Origin of the sequence: Streptomyces antioxidans (assembly GCF_000968685.2) — a bacterium.
In the GTDB taxonomy this organism is placed as follows: domain Bacteria; phylum Actinomycetota; class Actinomycetes; order Streptomycetales; family Streptomycetaceae; genus Streptomyces; species Streptomyces antioxidans.
In genome coordinates, this window is record NZ_LAKD02000013.1 from 35,294 (window position 1) to 54,914 (window position 19,621).

The window sequence follows — 19,621 nt, forward strand, 5'->3', positions numbered from 1 at the left end:
ATGGGCTCGTGGGTGATGTCCGTGTGCCACCCGCAGGACGTGTGCCAATCGCAGAGGTGGCACACGGTGCGCGTTACCTGATGATCCGGCATGGTTTTACCCATTGTGTACCCCGGTGGGTGCAGAGCACCGCCTGACGGCGAGCGCCCGAGCGCCGGAGGCGGCACCGTGAAGGGGCGGTGGTCGCCGTGATCGCGTGGGGTTCGCGCATCCGTCCGCGCCGCCCGCGCCGAAGCAGACGTGTGACGGACCCGACGGAGGGAACCAGGATGCGTCCCACCCACGCGAAGGACCACCCCCCGACCGCGCCGCCGAGCCCGGCCGCGGTGGCGGAGACGTCCGTGGCGTCACTTCCGCGCGGGCCGGTGGTCGACGCGGGACACGGCACGACGCAGTCGCCGCCCGCGGCGAGCGGGCCGCTTCCCGCCGGGTCCGCCGAGGTGCGTCAGGTCGACGCCGACGTGCCCGGCGCCGTCGGCCGGATGCTCGACCACGTACTGGCGGAGCGCCTGCACCGCGCTCGGCGGGCGGATCCGCTGTTCGCCGGGGAACTGGCCGAACGGATGACACGCTTCACCCTGGAGGGTGGCAAGCGCACGCGCGCGCAGCTGGTGTGGTGGGCCTCGCGGGCCTGTGCCGGCCGGGATCCGGCGTCCGCGGCAGCAGCCCTGCGGATCGGAGGCGCCCTGGAACTGCTCCAGACCTGCGCGCTCGTCCACGACGACGTGATGGACCGGGCGGTGCTGCGGCGCGGCCGTCCCGCGCTGCACACGGACGTGGCCGATCGGTACGCCGACCGGGTGGGGCTCGAGCGGGCCGAGCGGTTCGGGCATTCGGCGGCAGTCCTCGCCGGGGATCTGGCGCTGGCCTGGGCTGACGACCTGGTGGCCGAAACGCCGCTGTCGCCCTGGACCGGGGTGGTGGTGCGGCGGCTGTGGGGCGACATGCGCACGGAGATGGTGGCGGGCCAGTACCTGGATGTACAGGGGCAGATCACCGCCGCGCGGTCCCCGTCCCGCGCGCTGCGCGCCGCCTGCCTGAAAAGCGCCCTGTACTCGGTGGAGCGGCCCCTCACCCTGGGGGCCGCCGTGGCGGGCGCGGACGACGCGACGCTGCGGCGGCTGCGCGACGTCGGCCGCTGTGTCGGCTTGGCGTTCCAGCTGCGCGACGACCTGGACGACGTCTTCGGCGGCCCACGGGAGACCGGCAAGGCGTGCGGCGGCGATATCCGGGAGGGCAAGCCGACCTATCTGGCCGCGGTCGCCCGTGCGCGGGCCGAAGCCGCGGGCGACGGCGCCGCGCTCGCCGTGCTCAATCGGTGGTTCGGTGACGCGGCGCTCACCGAGCGCGGTCTGGACGAGGTGCGGGACATGCTGGTCGCGACGGGGACGCGCGACACCGTGGAGACCAAGATCGACCGGCTTGCCGCGCGAGGGCTGGGGCACTTCGACGGCGCCCTGCTCGACCCGGAGGGCACCGGCCCACTGCGCAGTCTGCTGCTCGCGGCGGCTGGGGCGCGGCCGGGCGGGGATGCCGCGGTGCCCCCGCGGCACGCGCACGATCGCCGCGGACATCAGGCCAGCGACACCGAGGGGACCGGCCGATGACCCGCGCCCTGTCCGGCCCCACGGACCACGTGGTGGTCGTCGGCGCCGGACTCGCCGGGTTGTCGGCGGCGCTGCACCTGCTGGGCGCCGGACGCCGCGTCACCGTCGTCGAACGCGAGGACTTGCCCGGCGGCCGGGCCGGACGCCTCGACCTGGCCGGCTACCGGATCGACACCGGGCCGACCGTGCTGACCATGCCGGAGCTGGCCGACGAGGCATTCGCCGCCGTCGGCGACAGCTTGTACGAGCGGGTCCAGCTGGTCCCCCTGCACCCGGCCTATCGGGCCTGCTTCGCGGACGGCAGCAGCCTTGACGTGCACACCGGAGCGGACGCGATGGCCGCGGAGGTGGAGCGGTTCGCCGGACCGGCCGAGGCGGCAGGCTACCGGCGGCTGCGCGACTGGCTGGAGCGGCTGTACCGGACTCAGCTGCGCCGGTTCATCGACGTCAACTTCGACTCGCCGCTCGGCCTGCTCAACGCCGACCTCGCCCGGCTGGCCGCGCTGGGCGGCTTCGGCCGCCTCGACGCCCGGATCGGCCGTTTCCTGAGCGACGAGCGGCTGCGCCGGGTGTTCTCCTTCCAGGCCCTGTACGCGGGTGTGCCCCCGGCGCGGGCGCTGGCCGCCTACGCGGTCATCGCCTACATGGACACCGTCGCCGGCGTGTACTTCCCCCGGGGCGGTATGCACGCCCTTCCGCGGGCGATGGCGGAGGCAGCCGCCGACGCGGGCGCCGAGCTGAAGTTCGGGCAACGGGTGAACCGTCTGGAGCGGTCGGGCAGGCGCGTCACGGCCGTCGTCACCGACACCTGCCGCATCCCGTGCGACGCGGTCGTCCTCACCCCGGACCTGCACGTTGCCTACCGGCTGCTCGGCCGCCGACCACGCCGACCCCTGAAGTTGCGCCACTCACCCTCCGCGGTCGTGCTGCACGCCGGTACGGACCGCACCTGGCCCCACCTCGCCCACCACACGATTTCGTTCGGCGCGGCATGGCACACCACGTTCGACGAACTCACCCGCGCCGGGCGGCTGATGAGCGACCCGTCGCTGCTCATCACCCGCCCCACCGCCACCGACCCCGGCCTCGCGCCGCCGGGCCGCCACCTCCACTACATCCTCGTCCCCTGTCCCAACACGGACATCGGCCCGCACGCGGCGGCCTGGTCCGACCTCGGCCCGCGCTACCGGGACACGCTGCTGCGGGAGCTGGAGCGACGCGGACTGGACGGCGTCGAAGCCGCCATGGAGGAGGAGTGCCTGATCACCCCCGCCGACTGGCACACCCAGGGGCACGCTGCCGGGACACCCTTCTCTGCCGCCCACACCTTCGCCCAGACCGGTCCGTTCCGGCCGCGCAACCTGGTGCGCGACGTGGAGAACGCGGTTCTGGCCGGCTGCGGCACCACGCCCGGCGTGGGCGTGCCGACCGTGCTGCTGTCGGGCAAGTTGGCCGCGGCCCGCGTGACCGGTGCACACACCCGCTCGCGCCCCTCTGCGACCGCCGCCCTGCCGGGGAGTGCCTGCGCCCCGGCTCGCCCGGCTTCCTCTGCCCCGGGTGTGTTCCGGGCCGTCACCCGGGAGACGGCGTCCACCGCGCGAGCGCTTGAGGCCCCCGGCGGCTGCCCGGCCGACGCACAGGAGCCGCTGGCCTCCACACCGAAGTCCCCGGCCGCCACACTTCGGTCCCCGGCGCCGGGGAGCCCCCCAGCCGACCTCACCGACCCCATGGCCCCCGCGACCGAAGGCAGGACCCGATGACCGATCGAGAGCTCGACGCGGCCGGGATCACCGATCCGTCGCTGCGTGCCGCCTACCACCACTGCCGTGCCCTCAACGCCCGGCACGGCAAGACCTACTTCCTCGCTACCCGGCTGCTGCCCGTTGAGCGCCGACCCGCCGTGCACGCCCTGTACGGCTTCGCCCGCTGGGCCGATGACATCGTCGACTCCCTCGACCCCGGTGCCGGAGCGGAGGTGCGGGCGCGGGCGCTGAGCCGGTTCCAGGGCGAGCTGGAGGAGGGGTTGCGGCGGGGCAGCAGCGGCGAGCCGGTGGTGCACGCGCTCGCCGACACCGCCCGCCGCTACGCCATCGACCACGCCCACTTCCGGGACTTCATGACCGCTATGCGCTCCGACCTGGTCGTGACGGCCTACCCCACCTACGCCGACCTGCGCGCATATATGCAGGGCTCGGCCGCGGTGATCGGGCTCGAAATGCTGCCGGTGCTGGGCACGGTGGTGCCGCGGGAAGAGGCCGCGCCGTACGCCGCGGCGCTCGGCGTCGCCTTCCAGCTGAGCAACTTCCTGCGAGATGTCGGCGAAGACCTGGACCGTGGGCGCGTCTACCTGCCCGCCGACCTGCTCGCCGGTCACGGCGTGGACCGGGAGCTGCTGGTCCAAAGCCGCGCGACCGGCCTCCCGGACCGCCGCATCACCGCCGCGCTCAAGGAGTTCGAGGCGCTGACCCGCGGCGTCTACCGGGCGGCGGTGCCCGGCATCGAGCTGCTCGAACCGGTGGCGCGGCCCTGCATCCGCGCTGCGACCGTCCTGTACGGCGGCATTCTGGACACCGTCGCCCGAGACGGCTACTCCGTGTTGCACCGGCGGTCGGTGGTGCCGCGACGACGCAGGGCGGTGGTCGCCGTCGACGGGCTGGCCAGGGTGGCGGCGGCCGGGCTGTGTGCGCGGGCCGGTCTCGGGCACCGGCCGCCCGTTTTCGCCCACCCCCTGACCGCAGCCGAGCCCTCGTCGCCGATGGCCGTCCGCCCCGCCGTGGAGGCCGCGTGAACCGCCGTGCTCTGCCGCTGTCGCTGCGCCGCCACGCCACGCCCTGGGAGCGCCAGCTGCCCACCTGGCGCGAGGCGCGGCCCGCGCTGATCGCCGGGGCGTTGAAGCGGGCGCGGGCCCGTCCGTCCGGCAACTGGTACGTCGTTGGCGCCTCCGGTGCCCTGCGGGGGGACGGCAAGCTGGCGCGGACGGTGGCGGGTCAGGAGGTCGTGGTGTGGCGCGGGCCCGACGGGCGTCTCGTCGGCGGACCGGGGATCTGCCCGCACCTGGGTGCGCCGCTGCGGGACAGTCCGGTGCGCCGCGGCACGCTGGTGTGCCATTGGCACGGGCTCGCCCTGGACGGCAGCCCGTTCGCGGGCTGGTCGCCGCTGCCGGTGCACAACGACGGGGTGCTGGTGTGGGTGCGGCTGGACACGGTGGGCGGGGAGGAGCCGCTGGACGCCCCGGTCGTACCGCGGCGGCCCGAGCTCCCGCGCGCCCTGAGAGCCGTCTACGCCGGGGTGGGTGTCTGTGAGCCGGAGGACGTGGTGGCCAACCGGCTCGATCCATGGCACGGGGCGTGGTTCCACCCTTACTCGTTCGTCGACCTGACGGTCGTGGACACGCCCGGCGTCCCGGCCTGTGCGGCGGACGACGGCGCGGTCGCCCTTACCGTCGTCGTGTCCTTCAAGGTGGCGGGTCGGCTGGTCGTGCCGGTCCGCGCCGTCTTCTCCGCGCCCGAGCCCCGTACTGTCGCCATGCACATCACCGAGGGCGAGGGCGCGGGCTCCGTCGTGGAGACCCACGCCACCCCGCTCGGTGTGGACGAGTCCGGTCACCCTCGCACCGCCGTCATCGAAGCGGTGGTCGCCGCCTCGGACCGTCGGGGCTTCGCCGCCGCCCGCCGGGCCGCGCCGCTGCTGCGCCCCCTGATGCGCGCCGCGGCCCGGCGGCTGTGGCGGGACGACCTGGCCTACGCCGAGCGGCGCTGGCAGCTGCGGTCGACGGGCCGCTTCCCGGGCTGAGCGGCGTGCGCGGCGTTCCCCCTCCGCGTGCTCGGATGCCCTGATCAGGTTATTCGCGGTTCGTATGCTGGCGTGCTCGATGACCGCCAACACGTACAGTCGGCCTCCGGACGAGGTGGCCGTTAGAAGGCCGCAAGCCAGCAGGGCATCGGCCCGGGGACGCAGGAAGTCGGCCCACGTGCCGCAGGCCCGCTCGGTGCCGGGGCGATCCGGAGCGGACCGCCCCCTCTCCCTGCCGAGTTGCTGCTCCAGCACGAGCTGGTGAGCGCGTCTCAACCGATCACCGGCGAAGCCCGAATACCCCCGCTCACTGGCTCCCACGGGGCGGACGGATCTTTCGGCAAGCGCAGAGATGGCTATCCAGGTACGAAGCCATCGGCGGTCCAAAATGGAGGAGCCGACCCGGTGTTGGTGGGGCCGACTCCTCTACCGGATGGTGTGGTCACTTGTAGACCAGGACCATTCTGTAAGGCTTGTTGGCCTTGCCCTTCGGGTCGTCGTGCACGACATCCTTCTTCATGGTGTCACCTCCCCTCCTCTGCACCGATACGGCCGCTCTCGCCCGCGGCCGTCAGATCATGATGGATTCCTCCATCCAGCGTCGGACCCGGTACGGCTGCCACCAGGCCAGTTCTCCGATCTCGCCGATCAGTTTCTCCTCCCGGAAGTCGGCCAGGGCCGACGCGGTTATGGACGAGACCGGTGCGCCGGTGGTGAGCAGTGCGATGGCCCTCTGATAGTCGGCCTCGTCAACAGTGAAGCGGCGCAGTTCGCCCCAGCGCCGGTCCCGGATCTGTACGAACCCGGGGCCCTGCCGCCAGAGGCACTTGCAGATGTAGTGCTCCTCCCGCCAGCGGTGCAGGATCTCCTCGCCGTGGGGCACCCCGAGCACGGCCCGCGGTGGGTGCAGGTGGCTGAACGGAAGCCAGCCGTCATCCGTGCCGGTCTCCGTGGTCAGGCGCACCTGCCAGTCGGTGTGGACGGCCAGTGATGTGAGGTCCCTGACCAGGCAGATCGCGTGAACGGTCCGGGCGGCCTCCGCTGAATCCGTGAAGTCGATCACGTTCGGCAACCGCACTCGCCGGGCACCGAGACCCCACAGCTGCTCTGCCGCTTCGGTCCCGGTGCCCGTCACCTCGATCTCGCCGAGAGACATGCCGGTCATTGTGCAAGCGGTTGGGTCGTGGTCCAGCCAGGCCTTGACGGTCAGTGGAAACGCCGGAGAGGCGACGTCTGTTTTCCGGGCTGGATCCTCTGGTGCCCGCACAAGGTCCTCCAGATAGGGGCAGTGGGCGGCGTTGAGCGGTGGACAGTGGACTCGTGGGCGGTGGAGGCGTGGCCTCGGCGGACACTTCAGGGCCCGTCGTACGCCAGGGCCGCGGCAAGGCGGGGGCCGGTCCCCTCCTCGGCCTCGGCGTCGTCACTGACCTCCCAGTGGTCGGGACGCCGCTCGACGTTGAGGCGCAGCAGTTCCCCGTTGACCGCGCGGGGAGCGATGTGAATGTACTGACCACCGTCGGTGAAGACCAAGCCCAGGCGCAGCCAGTGCTTCAGCAGGTCGGAGACGGTGTTCTCCAGGGTCTTCTCGGCGGCTGGCCGCTCCGGAAAGTTCCGTGCCAGGTCACGGATGAGGGCAGCCGGTGTACGGGGCCGGTCGAGCAGGCGGAAGGCCGCGATTTCCAGTGGCTCGGTCAGTTCCAGCGTGTTCCAGTCGAAGGCGCGGCGTTGGTTGACCAGGACGATCCGGTCGTCCAGGTCGAGGTGGGTGAGCCGACTGGCCGGGTGTACGTCTCGCCAGGTCTGAAGCGCGTCGTCGAGGCGCTGTGCGGTCTCTTCACCGATGCCCTGGGGCTGTGATTCGAAGATGTAGGCGAGGTCGTACAGCTCTTCTTCGGGCAGGTCGTAGGTGAATCGGTAGTGCTTCTTTGCCCGGAGCTGGGAGAATCCGAGTTCTGGACGGTTGAAGTACGGGCTGAAGCGCTCGATGGTGATCGGCGAGGATGCCTCGGCCGATGGCGTCAGATGTTCCACGGCAGGTATCTGCTCAATGATCGGATCATAGTCCTGATCGCGCTCGCCCGGGAAACCCCGTAGATAGTTCCAGGCGACGGAGAGTCCGACCTCGGCGGCGTCCCGCAGCATGCGCACGTTCTGGCACCCACTCACGCCCTTGTCCATCAGGCCGAGCACCCGGCTGTTGAGGCTTTCGATACCGGGCTGCACATGGATGATTCCGGCCTCGGCCAGGGCCCGCAACTGGCTTCTGCGCATGTTCGCCTTGATCTCGACCCGCAGCCGCAGGTCGTATCCGCTCTCGGTGAGGCGCGGAACCAGCGACGTAAGATAGCCCATGTCGAGAATGTTGTCCACGACATACATGTCCAGTACCTGGTGTTCCCGGGCGAGCGAGATGATCTCGTCGTAGAAAGTGTCCGGGCTCTTGCTGCGGAATTCCATGAACGAGCCGTTGAGGCCGCAGAACGTGCAGTGGTGCTTCTCGCCCCACCAGCAGCCGCGGGCGCCTTCTACCACGAGCAGCGGCTCGGTCCAGTTCCGGGCGGCGGAGGCGGCGAACCGTTCGAAGTAACCGCCGTGGTCGGGCATCAGAATGGCGCCGGGCGGCAGTGGCACGGTACTCATCGGGGTGGCGACGGAGGTCCCGTCGGCCTTACGCCAGCACAGCCCGGGAATCGCGGTCGGTGTGGCGCCGTCCCGCAGCGCGGTGAGAAGCCGAACAAAGGCCACATCGCCTTCGCCCCGTACGACATAGTCGACGAACGGGAAATTGCGGTGGGCAGCCGCCCCCTGCTCGGCGTCGCAGTTGGCGCCCCCCATGACCACCACCGTCTCCGGCGCCAGCCGCTTGATGTGTTTGGCGGCGGCCAGTGCGGCGACGTTCTGCTGGTAGGACGAGGTGAACCCGACCACGTCGGGGGCCTCGGCGACCACCCGTTCCGCCAGTTCCTCGATGAACTCCGGAGCGCTGGCGTGTAGCTCATGGGTCAGGGCCATCCGGGATTCGCTCAGTTCCTCCCGCATGGCCTCGGTGAACTCCTCGTTTTTCCACTCCGGGTCATCGTAGAGCGCGGAGGAGAAAACCCAGTCTCCGCAACCGAGGAAGTATGAGGAGAGAGCGTAGTAGTCGTATTCTTCCCGGGTGAACTCGGTCCGGCTGGTGATCCAGTCGATGTATTCGAGATTGGCATGCAGGACTTCGGCCTGAGTGCCGGGTACCTTCTCCGCCGCAGCGCGCTTGAGTATGCCCAGCGCGAGGGAGGGGGTTTCGAGTGGTGCCCATGGCATATTGATCAGAAGTACGCGCATGACGCCTCCCTGTGTGGTCGTCATACAGATCGGGGCGAGCGTCTTGTCGGTAGGTGCGCCGATGTCTCGGGGGGCTGACGTGTATCCAGATGTCTCATGATCTGCTGAGCGCAACTGCTCATTTTCAGCGGGACTATGCCACCAGTACTTTGGGCTGTCAATGATTAACGCGCATTGCGGGAAGCGGCGGTGTCGCCCGTCAGCAGGGGGGCGATCAGGTGATATACCAGACGAACCCCAAACTTCCCCCCGCCTGACCGGCACCACATTGATGACCAGCCGCCGCTGCGGCCATGAAGCCGAAGGCGGAGGTAAGCGCCGCTACCGCTGGACTTTTATGCCAAACCTGTCATGGAACACCCCGTTGGGCATGTATTTGCCGGTAGGTGCTCGCCTGGGGGATGAGGAGTGTGTTCTGAGGAGCTGCGGTCTTATGTCTGGACAGGATGGTGAGACTCAGTGGACAAGGGTGGGCGAGCTGCTTCCAGTCCCGCCTTGAGCAGTTGTCCCAGTGCCAGGGGCGGCAGTCTGCGCAGGCCCGCCCCGTTCGGGGCTGCAGTTCATGGCTATTGACAGCGCCAAGTGTCAATGGGATCCTCCCGGTCGAACAAATAAACAGATGAGATCAGGGCTCTGGCATTTGCGGGTGCCTGGAACTGAAAGCCTGTCAGGCATAGCGACCGACGGCCCGTTTGGGTGGAGTTCGTTATTTTTCCGCTGGCGTCGTGACCTCTGCTGCAACGGCCTCGCGCGTCAAGTGGAGTCAGACCCCCTACCCCTCTCCTTTCCTGCGCGAGGTGGTAAGGGGTGGCCGATTTGAGGTCATTTTCGATCACGGAGGCAAAGTGGAGGTGATGTTCATGAAGAAGACCATCGTTCATGGCGATCCGAAGAAGCAGGGAAGCGAGTCGTCCAAGGTCGTTTACCCCTACCGGCCGCACCAGGACTGAGTGAGCGTGAGGGTCGGCCCGGCGGTCAGCGCCGGGCCGACCCTCCTGTCCCAGTCCGGAACAGGAACCGCTCCCGGCAGCCCCAGTCCTCAAGGTCCATGACCACGTTCTTGGTGGCCTGCGTCACCCATGAGGCGGTCGGGTGCGTGGTCGCCCCCAGGATCTGGATGCGCCGGCTGGCGTGCTCGATCACCGCCAGCACCTGCGGTTGCACCCCGGACAAGCCTGCGCAACGAGTTGACGTCTCCATAGACCGTGTTGGATGAGTCCTGTGACCGCCCCAAGGTCCGTCCGGCGGCCGCGGTGCTGGCCGTTGGCCTGGGTCGCCGCGGACACGCTTGGTTCTCCTCGGCGCCGCTGAGGACTTCTTGGCGACCGTCTTCCGGGCTGTCCTGGAGCGGGCCTTCCCTGGTGGCGTCTCAGCGACGCCGTCGGGGCCGAGGATCCCGCGCAAGAAGGTGCCGGTGCGGCTGGTTGGTACAGCGGCGACCTCTTCGGGCGTGCCCTCGGCGACCACGAGGCCAGGTCGGAGGCACCCTCGTCGGCGCCGTCACGGACTAGCCGTCCTGCGCCCAGGGCCCGGGGTTTGCGGTCCTCCGGCTGTCCGGGGAGGTGGGAGCCCGTTGCCGCGTTGCGGGCCGTTAGCCTGTCGGTATGTCAGAGCGTGCCATGCCCGGTCGTACGGACGGCCTGATCAGCCTGGGTGCCGCGGACGCTCTGTGGGTCGATTTGACGGCCGACAGTGCTGTGCCGACGGCTCCCGGGGCGTTCACCTGCTCCCCTGCCCAGGCCCGGGTGGGGTACGCCCTGCTCGGCGGCCATGTGGTGGCGACGGTGAGGACAAGCAGCGGTCAGTGGAGTGTTCCGGAGGCTGAGGTGCGCCGGGCGGCAGCGGAACTGAACGCGGTGGGGATGGATCGGCGGGACCTCGTCCGCATCGGTCCGTTTCGTGAGGTGCCGAGGCAGGGGCGTGACGAGGAAACGCAGCTGCGTTGGCGCCGGCGCATCGCGGGGGAACTGCGGGAGCCGAGCGGCCTCGAGCGTGCAGCACGAGGTGAAGTCGGCCGGCCGTACCATCTGGCCGGGATCGACTGGCGACAGATGCTCGTGGAGCGGATCCGCGACGGGACGCGGCGGACGTGGTGGCTGCCGCGCGCTGTGGTCAGGCTGCTCGATGCGGCCGAGCACAACGAAACACGGTGGGTGGAAGCCGCGCGGGCCCACCAGGCAGGCGCAGCCGCCACCGAGCCGCCCTCCCGCCCCCGGCAGGCCGGAGACGCCGACGGTCGGCAGACGACGAGCATCGAGGGCCCCACCGCCTCACCGCGTCTGTACAACGGAGAGCTGGAAGGCCAGTTGTATTCGGTGCTCAGCAGGAAACCCGGTACCCCCCGCAGGGTGGCCGGATGGGGGTGTGCCGTCTGCCGCACCGCGCCCGCCGCCGTCCTCGACCACTGCCACGAACACGGCTACGTCCGCGCCCCCGTCTGCCAGTCCTGCAACACACAGGAGCGCCCCGACCACCTGTACAGCAACGACATCCGCGTGGCGAACCGCTACACACGCCTCTTCCACACCGATGCCGACGACTGGCTTCGCCACTGGCACCGTTGCCCCGGCTGCCGCGCACGCACCACACTGCCGCTGCCGCACCTCGCCGCATGGACCGCCCACATAGCCTGCCGATCGCTGCGCCCGACCCACCGCGCCCCCGGCGGACGCGAACCCTGCGGTGTTCTGCGCGTGTCCTGGACGGGCAGCCAGAACGCGCCCCGTTCCTGCCTGCTCACCGTCGCGGTCGATTTCTGTCCCTCCGGCGAGCACCGTGTCCTGGCGCGAATCCCCTACCGCGAAGCCGCCGAGCGGTTTGGTGTCTGGTTGGCCGAGACGGCTCCTGCTGTGGCCGCCGCGGCCGGTCCCGACCGTCTGGACGGACTCCCTGCCCAGCCCCGGCCCGTCATTGCGGACGTCAGCGGCGAGGGTCTGGCACTGTTCTGAGCGGGCACCGGGAGACCTGACACCCCAACGTCCCCTCGCAACTGCTGGCCCCCGACAGGGTCATCCCGCACGCCCCCGCGAATGTGCAGCGGAGGGGGGTAACGGCAGGCGATGTGCCCCAGGAGATGGCCTGTTCGATGTGCCAGAACGCACTCGTAGCGGTCGGGCCCGCGCAGTCCGCGTAGTCGGGATCTCCCCGCATCTGACGTCAGGCGATGACCTTCACGTTCATGGTCCTGCCCTTGCCGTTAGCGATGTACGCCCCGTGCTGCGGCTTACGGCTACCGTGTGACCTCCTTGACCGTGCACGCGGCTGCTTGGCCGCGCACGAGACAGATCTGCATCTTGACCACGGTGTCTCGAGACCCCAGCCGTCAGCCGCACCGTCGTAGATGATGGCTGAGTCCCCGTAGTCCTCCTTGTGGTCGCCGTTGATGTCGCTGGTCGGGGTCGTCGGGCAGTCGTGGCGAACAGTCGGTGGAGCGGCCGAGGACGCGGGTGGTGCGCTCCTCGAAGACGTACGCGCCGGGCTTCATCCGGCCCTCGACGAGGGTGAGCGTGATGGTGGCCGAGGGCGTCACAGAGGATCGTCTCCTTGTGGGTGAGGGAGGGTTTCGGGGGGCGAGACGGTGAACGTGAGCGTGCCGTCCGCGGCGTGGGACAGTACACATCGCGCTCCGCTCAGTCGGCCTCCAGCTCCCAGTCGAGGTCCCACAGCCGCAGGCCGTCGTCTCCCGCCGACACCAAGTTGCGCAGGTCGGGGGTGAGTTCGAGGTGCCGGATGCGCTGTTGGTGCCCTTCGAGCACGTGCAGGCATCGGCCGGTGGCCACCTCCCACATCCGTACGGATCTGTCGTGGCCGGCCGAGAAGGCGAACCGGGCGTCGGGTGTGAACCGCACGGCGGAGACCCAGCCCTCGTGCCCCGCGAACTCGCGTACGGATCGCCCGGTACCGGCGTCCCACAGCCGGATCGGTTCGTCCTTGGCGCCGCCCGACGACATGACCTGGTGTGTGGACATGGCGAGCCGGCCGTCGGCGCTCAGGCACGCCGACAGGATCGGTTCCCCGGGGCCGGTCCAGGTCCGCAGGCAGGCTCCGGTGTCGAGATCCCGCAGCCGGACCACGCCATTGCTGTCGCCGACCGCCGCGAGCCGCCCGTCCGCGGACGTGGAGATCACGTTGACCGGGCCGTTCCGGGTGATCGTCGTGACGCAGCGGTCGTCGTCCAGGTCCCATCGACGCAGGACACCGTCGCCGCCGCCGAGCCAGACGTACCGTCCGTCGCCGGTGAACATGATGGTCCGCCTCATGTCCCAGTCCGGAGTCAGCCGGCGGCACTCGCCGTCTGCCAGTCGCCGCCGAATGATCGCGAGTGGCTTGGTGCCCTCGCACAGGACGTGCCGGCCGTCGTCGCTCAACGCCACCCCGCCCACCCTGCCCGGGTGATCGTCGAGGACACGCGTGCACGCGCCGCTGTCCAGATCCCAGATCCGTACCGTGCCGTCACTCTGCCCGCTGACGGCGAGCCGCACATCCGCGGCGACACCGATCGCGGTGATGGCTCCGTAGGAGAGGTGGCCGGCGTCCAGCGGCCGCGACCAGGCGGAGCGCAGCCGTACGTGGCGCGCCGAGCGGCCCAGTTCGTGCCAGGCGGCCAGGACCTGGGGCGCGCGCTCGTATCCCGGTATCTCCCGTGCGTGGGTCAGCAGGGCCAGGGCCGACCGGTGTCGGCCGTTCGACATGGCCTGGCGTGCGTCGGCGAGCAGTTCCCCGGCCATTCCGCTCAGCCGGCTGACCTCCGCGTACTCGCGCGGCTTGAACACGTGTGGCTCGGCGGCGTAGTCGGTATCGGGCAACCGCCAGCGATGCATGGGCAGTTCGGGATGCCCGCCGACGGAACAGCCGAACCGGTCGTCGCTGTCCGGGAATCCGACGTGGTGCATTCCGTACGCGTCGGTGGTGAAGGTCCGCAGACACCGGCCACGCTCAAGCTCCCAGAGCTGAACGGTGTGGTCGCCCGTCGTTCCGGACAGCAGCAGCCGCCCACTGTCGCCGAAGGCCAGGTGACTGGCCGCGGCGGTCAGTCCCGTCAACGCACGCATCGCATGGACCTGTTGGCCGTCCCCCACATCCCACGACCGGATCACCCGGTCCTCGCCGGCCACCGCGACCATCCGTCCGTCGGGGCTGAAGCACAGCGCGTGCGTCGCGGAGCCCGCGGCCAGCACCCGGCACCGGCCGTCGGCCACACTCCACAGCCGCGCCCCGTCCTCCTCGGCCGTGAGCACATGGCGCCCGTCGGCGCTCACCTCGTACTGCGAGCCGTCCAGGTAGTTGCCCTTGAACGCTTCCCCGAGCGACCACCGGCAGGTCCCGGTCCGCGGTTCCCAGACCTGGACACGCCCGTCCGCACCCTGCCACACACCGATGCGACCGTCGGCGCTCAACCTGACCGGGCACCCCGTGGCGCGTGCGGCGGAGCGGATGGCGCGGGTACACCTGCCCGCCCTGAGGTCCCAGAACTGCACCGTGCCGTCGCGGCTCGTGGACAGTGCGTACGAGCCGTCGGGGGTGAGGTCGACGCCGAGCACCTGTGTGCGGTGGCCCTTGACCGCCAACCGCTGTGCGCCGGTCGCCGTGTCCCACAGCCGGAGCACGCCGTCCCAGTGGCCACTCAGCGCGAGTCGTCCGTCGGGAGCGAACCGGATCGGAAGGTAGCCCATCACCTCGTGCCGGGCGAGCAGTTTCACCGGCGCGAACGGCAGCGCGAACGGCTCGCGGAATTCGCGGGTGCCGGTGTGGCGGGCATCGGCCACGCCTCCGGAGGCCGCCACCCGCAGCGCCGCCCGTACGTCGGTGTCGTCGGGCCGTTCGCGGGCGAGGGCGTCGAGCAGGTCGCGGGCCGCCGCGAGGTCGCCGCGTTCGAGGTGGACCCGGGCCAGAAGCAGTCGCAGCTGCCAGGAGGACGCGCCGGAGCCGGGCGGGATCGCCTCCAACCGGGCGACGAGTTCCCCATCGGTGATCGCCCCCGTACGCCACCGGAACAGGCCACCGTTGTACACGGCCCCGACGTGGTGCGGGTCGACCGCGAGCGCCTGGTCGAAGGCCTGCCCGGCGTCGGCGGCCCGGTCCAGGTCGAGCAGCGAGAGGCCACGGTTGTTGAGCTCGTCGGCGCGCAGATCGGCGGCCTGCGACGTGGGACGCGGATACGCCGAGCCGGTGGTGTGCTCGTAGATCCCGGCCAGTACATCCGCGATGTCCGCCATCGAGGCCGGCCGGTGGGCCGCGTTCTGCCGCAGGCAGCGCCGGAGCAGGTGGGCGACCTCCGGCGGCGCCGCGACCGGATTGGAGGGGTCGGCCAGGTATTGCTCCAGCGCGAGACCCGCGACCGAACCAGCCGCCCAATGCACACCGCCGGTGAACATCTCCAGGACCGAGACCGCGAAACTGTAGACATCGCTGCGCCGCCCGACGGGCTCGCCCGCGAGCTGCTCCGGGGACGCGTAGCCGACCGTCATGCCGCCGGTCGGTACCAACACGCTGACGCCCGGCGCCACTTGGAGATCGGCCGGGGTCGTGGTGGCCTTGGACCGGGCGAGACCGAAGTCGGTGATCTTCGCGGTGCCCGTGCCGTCGAGCAGAATGTTGGCTGGCTTCACGTCCTGGTGCACCAGGTCTCTGCCGTGGGCGTGCTCGAGCCCACGGGCCGCTTGGACCGCCGTGTCGAGAACACGGGCGAGGGCCTGCCGCGCGTCCCCGGCGTGGAGCCGCCCGTCGCCGATCCACTCGGCCAGGCTGCCGCCGTCGACGTACTCGGCGAACACGCGGGGGACACCGTCGATCACCCGCACGTAATGGCAGGCGCAGACGTTCGGATGGAGCCCGAGGGACACCCATGTCTCGGCCTCCCTGACGAACAGCTCCTGATCGCCGGGGCTCCGGAACAACTCGGGCCGCGAACTCTTCACCGCCATGTCGATGCCCCAGGCGAGATGCCGTACCCGGTGCACGACGCCCATCCCGCCCCGGCCGAGCTCGCCGATCACCCGGTACCGGCCGTCGACGGTCTCGCCGGTCTCCCAAACGGTCGGTGACATAGGTGCGTTCACTGCGATTCCTCATCGTGATTGCGGCAGAAGTCGCCGTCCTGGAAGCCCCGGACGCAGAAGGCCCCGTTGTCAGATTTCGATGAGGGTCAGTATGTGACGTCGCCGATCCTGGTGTCGATGTTTCAGGCTCACCGCGGGGGCGCGGGAGCGCGCCGTGAAACTGGTCCGCTTCGACCATGCCGTCCACCGCCTGGTCGCGGATGAGGGCGGGGCCCGCGTCGCGGCCGACGCCGGCAACGCCGACAAGTCCCACCTGCATCGGGACGTCATGGCGTTCACCGGGGCAACCCCCGCGACCGTGGTCGGCGAGCCGTTTCTCGCCGTTGACGTTCAGGGGGTCGGTGTGGTGGCAGTGGCGCAGGAACCGGGCGGCTTCTTCTGGTGTCCAGATGGTGCGCTCAGCGGCCGGTGGGCGGGGAGGACGGATGGCTTTGCGGGGGTGTGGGCGAGACGGGGCTGGCGGACGGCGTCGCCGAGCGCGCTGGAGGGTGTGGCGAGGCAGCGGTGGACGGTGACGCGGCCGCGGCCGGTGGCGAGCTGAGCGCGGGCGAAACCGGCGAAGGTGCCGATACATCCGGTTTGGATCTGGTGAGCTCATAGCTGCCCGTATGGTCGCGCGCATCCGCGCATGTGACAGTCTGGCCGCATGGTGTGGAACGGTGATGAGTACCAGTCGCGGTTCGACCGCATCGCCGCCGAGGGAGGGGATGTCCACGGTGAGGCCGCGCTGGTCCGGTCCTTCCGGCCCACCACGGTCCTGGATGCGGGTTGCGGCACTGGCCGGGTGGCCATCGAGTTGGCCCGTCACGGGATCGATGTGGCGGGTGTGGACACCGACGAGTCGATGCTCGCCACTGCCCGGCGGCTGGCCCCGGGGATCCGTTGGTACTTGCGGGATCTGATCAACCTCGACTTGGGGTTGTCCTTCGATGTCGTGGTGCTGGCGGGCAATGTCCCTCTGTTCACCCCGCCGGGAACGGAACCGGCTCTGGTGGCTGGGGCGGCGGCTCATGTGCGTCCGGCTGGGCGTCTCGTCGCGGGTTTCGCCCTGGACCGTGGTTACGCCCTGGAGGACTACGACGCGCACTGCCGTGCGGCGGGACTCACCATTGAAGCGAGGTACGCGACGTGGGCTCGCGACCCTTACAGCGATGGGAAGTACGCCGTTTCCGTGCATGGCAAGCCCTGATGACCTGTGCCGTTCGGAAGCCCGTCGTTCCTGGTCAGGCGGCGTATCTGTACTGGTTGATCACGCGGCCGGGTATTCGGGTGCGCAGAACCCGGTGAGCGGACGGGGTGACCATGGACGTCGGGTGCTCCTGGCGGAGGGGAGGGAGCCCGCCGTGGAAAGGATCTTCGAGATCGTCGTAGGGCCGACCGGGTGTCCGAGCCGGACCAGGCCGCCCTGAATTCGTCGACAGGCCAGACAGGGTGCCAGCAGACTGTAACGGCGCGTCAGCCCCCGAGCAGGAGCGATGAGTTTCCGAACGGCACAGTGACGCGGGCGAATGAGCCCGCCCCTGTGGCGCAGCGGGCCGCGGCGTTGTGACCCCTCGCAGGGATGAAGAGGACTCGGTGAGATCGGTGAGCGGCTGCTGCTCCTCGCGTTGCGACCTCTCTCGGGTGGATGAGGACCCGACGGTGCAGTCGCAGGTTGGTGAGGTGGTGATGCTCAGCTTCGGGGGCCGTTTTGCAGCGGTCCAACGGTAGTGCATCTGCGCAGGCCAAAGCGGTACTCACGACAACCGGCGGCCGGGCTGGACTCGCCTCACCAACCCACGAGTGGTGATGACGACAAGGCGACCTGCGGGGCCTTGTTCCAGCGAGATGCAGTCGCGAACCCGCTGGGTCGTGTCTGATAAATGGCCTGCGAGGGTCCGGCTCGTCCTAGTGGGCGAGATGCTGGAGCCAGTCCTGAAGGAGTGCGGTCTCGACGGGGCGGAGTGGGACGGTAGCTGGATCCGCCCTGCTGAGGGTGGCATCCAGCGCGAGGGCGCGAGCGGCGAGGGTGGAGTCTGGGGCCGGACTCGTGTCGGTGGTCAGGGCGTCGATGAGTGCTTCCCGCATGCGCGGTGAGACCTCCGGGTCGCGTTCGCCCTCGGGGATGCCGATCAAGGTGAGCGTGACGCCGGTCACCGCTGCCAGTGTGAGGTGGGCGGCAAGGACGGGCGGTACTCGCAGGCGGCCGTCGGTGGCGGCGCGGCCGAGGAACGTCATGAGGAGTTCCTGAGCCTTCTGCGCGGCAGGTGGGCGCCGGCCGGGGCGGTCGGTGCCGTACATCAGCAGGTAGAGGGCGGGGTGTTCCAGGCCGAAGTCGACATGCATGTCCCATCCGCGGCGCATGTCGTCGACCGGGTCGCCGCTCGACGACAAGGTGTGCTTCTGCGTCAGGTAAAGGTCGAAGGCGTGGATGGCCAGCGCCGAAAGCAGCCCGTCCTTGTCACCGAAGAGCTGGTACAAGGAGGCGGCCCGGATACCTGCCGCCGCGGCGACGGCGCGGGTGGACAGCGCCTGGGCGCCCCTCCGTTCCAAGAGCTCGGCTGCGACTTCCAGGATCTGCCGGCGACTGCGGGTCTTCGCATCATCCACGGTTGCAATGCTACGGCACAGGGCGTATCACTGATGCGTTCAGTGATACTGATATTTGCGTTGCAGTGATACGGCAGGAGAACTCGATGAATCGTGTGGGATACGGAGCCATGCAGCTCGCGGGCCCCAGGGTCTGGGGGTTCCCGGACGACCCGGAGGCCGCGCGGCGGGTGTTGCGCCTGGCCGTCGAGCTGGGCGTGACCTTCTTGGACACCGCGAACGCCTACGGGCCACGAACGGTGAACCAGCTGATCGGGCAGGCGCTGGGGCCGATCCCCGCGGGGGTGATCGTGGGCAACAAGGTCGGTGCGGAGCGCGGCCCGGACAAGTCCTGGGTCGTCGACGGCCGCCCCGAGACGGTCCGGCGGCAGGTCCATGAGGCCCTTACTGACATGGGAACGGAAGCGAGCGAGCTCACGTACCTCCGACTCGTCGGCGACTCACCCGGCGCGCACCAGGACGTACCGCTGGAGGAGTCGCTCGGTGCACTCGTCCAGCTACGAGACCAGGGGCTGATCCGCCGCATCGGCCTGTCCGGCGCGTCCCCGCAGATGCTGGCCCGCGCCCAGCAGACGACCAGCATCGCGGCAGTGCAGAACCGCTTCAACCTGCTTGACCGCAGCGGTGTCCAGGTCCTCGCCGACTGCGAGACCCAGGGCATCCTCTTCATCCCCTACTTCCCGCTGGCCGCCGGACGGCTCGGCGGCCACCAAGAGCTGACCGGCCCGGCAGAGCGCCTGGGTGCCACACCGGCCCAGATCGCACTGGCCTGGCTGCTGCGCCGTTCGCCCTCCATCGTCGTCATCCCCGGCACGAGCAATCCCGACCACCTGCGGTCCAACATCGCAGCTTCCGAAGTTGCCGAACAATTGACCGACGCCGAGGTCGCGCGCCTGACCGCACTCGTCGACGAGTCGCAAGCGGTCCTCGACCGGCCCACACCGACCCACTCATAGCCACCGCTGAACAAGGGCCCCGGGGATGTCGTCATCGGCGTCGGCCGCACCCGACGAATGATCTTCGGGTTCTGTGACGACGCCCATGTCGCCGTTCGGGGCGACGCATGTCGTGACGGGTCGTGGTGAGTTGACGGATGTGGCGTGGGAGCGGATAGAGCCGCTGCTTCCCCGGGCTGACGGTGTGGGCGGCCGTGGCGGGATCATCGGCAGAGGGGCCGTCGGCAGGGACGAACTGGCGGATTCGGAACGCTCGGCGGCCTGGCGGGCACTCGGCCGGTCCCGGGGCGGGCTG

14 protein-coding genes and 2 pseudogenes are annotated in these 19,621 nt (G+C 70.1%); 10 read left to right on the forward strand and 6 right to left on the reverse strand.

All coding sequences use genetic code 11. The annotated features are described in order from the left end of the window. Positions 1 to 269 precede the first annotated feature (269 nt). From VT50_RS07315 to VT50_RS07330, 4 genes are read left to right on the forward strand one after another with little or no spacing between them, the layout of a single operon-like run. Complete coding sequence (locus VT50_RS07315) at positions 270 to 1,607, forward strand: polyprenyl synthetase family protein (protein WP_046085613.1); 1,338 nt, start codon at positions 270 to 272, stop codon at positions 1,605 to 1,607. Continuing rightward, the gene (locus tag VT50_RS07320) at positions 1,604 to 3,367 is read left to right on the forward strand and encodes a phytoene desaturase (protein WP_046085614.1); all 1,764 of its coding nucleotides are present in this window, start codon (positions 1,604 to 1,606) and stop codon (positions 3,365 to 3,367) included. Before VT50_RS07315 ends, VT50_RS07320 begins: the two co-directional genes overlap by 4 nt. Beyond that, on the forward strand, positions 3,364 to 4,395 hold the full coding sequence (locus tag VT50_RS07325; RefSeq protein ID WP_079343781.1) for a phytoene/squalene synthase family protein: 1,032 nt from the start codon (positions 3,364 to 3,366) through the stop codon (positions 4,393 to 4,395). The genes VT50_RS07320 and VT50_RS07325 overlap by 4 nt, the downstream gene beginning before the upstream one ends. After that, on the forward strand, positions 4,392 to 5,399 hold the full coding sequence (locus tag VT50_RS07330) for a Rieske (2Fe-2S) protein (protein WP_046090543.1): 1,008 nt from the start codon (positions 4,392 to 4,394) through the stop codon (positions 5,397 to 5,399). The genes VT50_RS07325 and VT50_RS07330 overlap by 4 nt, the downstream gene beginning before the upstream one ends. 571 nt (positions 5,400 to 5,970) lie before the next feature. Here the strand turns inward: VT50_RS07330 and VT50_RS07340 are convergent. Further along, on the reverse strand, positions 5,971 to 6,555 hold the full coding sequence (locus VT50_RS07340; RefSeq protein WP_240529074.1) for a DUF5825 family protein: 585 nt from the start codon (positions 6,553 to 6,555) through the stop codon (positions 5,971 to 5,973). 197 nt (positions 6,556 to 6,752) lie between these two features. Beyond that, entirely contained in the window at positions 6,753 to 8,723 is a 1,971-nt protein-coding gene (locus VT50_RS07345; RefSeq protein WP_078841015.1) for a RiPP maturation radical SAM C-methyltransferase, read from the reverse strand. 725 nt (positions 8,724 to 9,448) lie between these two features. Here VT50_RS07345 and VT50_RS38975 point away from each other — a divergent pair. Then, positions 9,449 to 9,673 carry a hypothetical protein gene (locus VT50_RS38975; RefSeq protein WP_143645190.1) on the forward strand — a complete coding sequence of 75 codons (225 nt, stop codon included), beginning with the start codon at positions 9,449 to 9,451 and terminating at the stop codon, positions 9,671 to 9,673. Between the two features lie 25 nt (positions 9,674 to 9,698). Here the strand turns inward: VT50_RS38975 and VT50_RS07350 are convergent, their stop codons facing one another. Next, positions 9,699 to 9,887 carry a hypothetical protein gene (locus tag VT50_RS07350; RefSeq protein WP_046090545.1) on the reverse strand — a complete coding sequence of 63 codons (189 nt, stop codon included), beginning with the start codon at positions 9,885 to 9,887 and terminating at the stop codon, positions 9,699 to 9,701. Positions 9,888 to 10,327: 440 nt separating this feature from the next. Between VT50_RS07350 and VT50_RS07355 the strand changes: the two genes are divergently transcribed. Beyond that, entirely contained in the window at positions 10,328 to 11,671 is a 1,344-nt protein-coding gene (locus VT50_RS07355) for an endonuclease domain-containing protein (RefSeq protein WP_046090546.1), read from the forward strand. 374 nt (positions 11,672 to 12,045) lie between these two features. Here VT50_RS07355 and VT50_RS07360 read toward each other — a convergent pair whose 3' ends face one another. Then, positions 12,046 to 12,252 carry a hypothetical protein gene (locus VT50_RS07360; protein ID WP_075200576.1) on the reverse strand — a complete coding sequence of 69 codons (207 nt, stop codon included), beginning with the start codon at positions 12,250 to 12,252 and terminating at the stop codon, positions 12,046 to 12,048. Between the two features lie 100 nt (positions 12,253 to 12,352). Then, positions 12,353 to 15,769: a WD40 repeat domain-containing serine/threonine protein kinase gene (locus VT50_RS07365; RefSeq protein ID WP_046090547.1), complete on the reverse strand. Its 3,417-nt coding sequence runs from the start codon at positions 15,767 to 15,769 to the stop codon at positions 12,353 to 12,355. A 109-nt stretch (positions 15,770 to 15,878) separates the two neighbouring features. On the opposite strand from VT50_RS07365, the pseudogene VT50_RS07370 reads away from it, so the two are divergent. Further along, positions 15,879 to 16,109 (forward strand): annotated as a pseudogene (locus VT50_RS07370) (helix-turn-helix domain-containing protein); the annotation flags it as partial. Between the two features lie 318 nt (positions 16,110 to 16,427). After that, on the forward strand, positions 16,428 to 16,970 hold the full coding sequence (locus VT50_RS07380; protein ID WP_046090548.1) for a class I SAM-dependent DNA methyltransferase: 543 nt from the start codon (positions 16,428 to 16,430) through the stop codon (positions 16,968 to 16,970). A gap of 698 nt (positions 16,971 to 17,668) precedes the next feature. Here VT50_RS07380 and VT50_RS07390 read toward each other — a convergent pair. Further along, positions 17,669 to 18,370, reverse strand: a complete 702-nt coding sequence (locus VT50_RS07390) for a TetR/AcrR family transcriptional regulator (protein ID WP_053048848.1) — start codon at positions 18,368 to 18,370, stop codon at positions 17,669 to 17,671. A gap of 86 nt (positions 18,371 to 18,456) precedes the next feature. Here VT50_RS07390 and VT50_RS07395 point away from each other — a divergent pair, with 86 nt between their 5' ends. After that, positions 18,457 to 19,326: an aldo/keto reductase gene (locus VT50_RS07395; RefSeq protein ID WP_046090550.1), complete on the forward strand. Its 870-nt coding sequence runs from the start codon at positions 18,457 to 18,459 to the stop codon at positions 19,324 to 19,326. A 112-nt stretch (positions 19,327 to 19,438) separates the two neighbouring features. Then, a pseudogene (locus VT50_RS38325) lies at positions 19,439 to 19,539 on the forward strand (transposase); the annotation flags it as partial. Positions 19,540 to 19,621 lie beyond the last annotated feature (82 nt).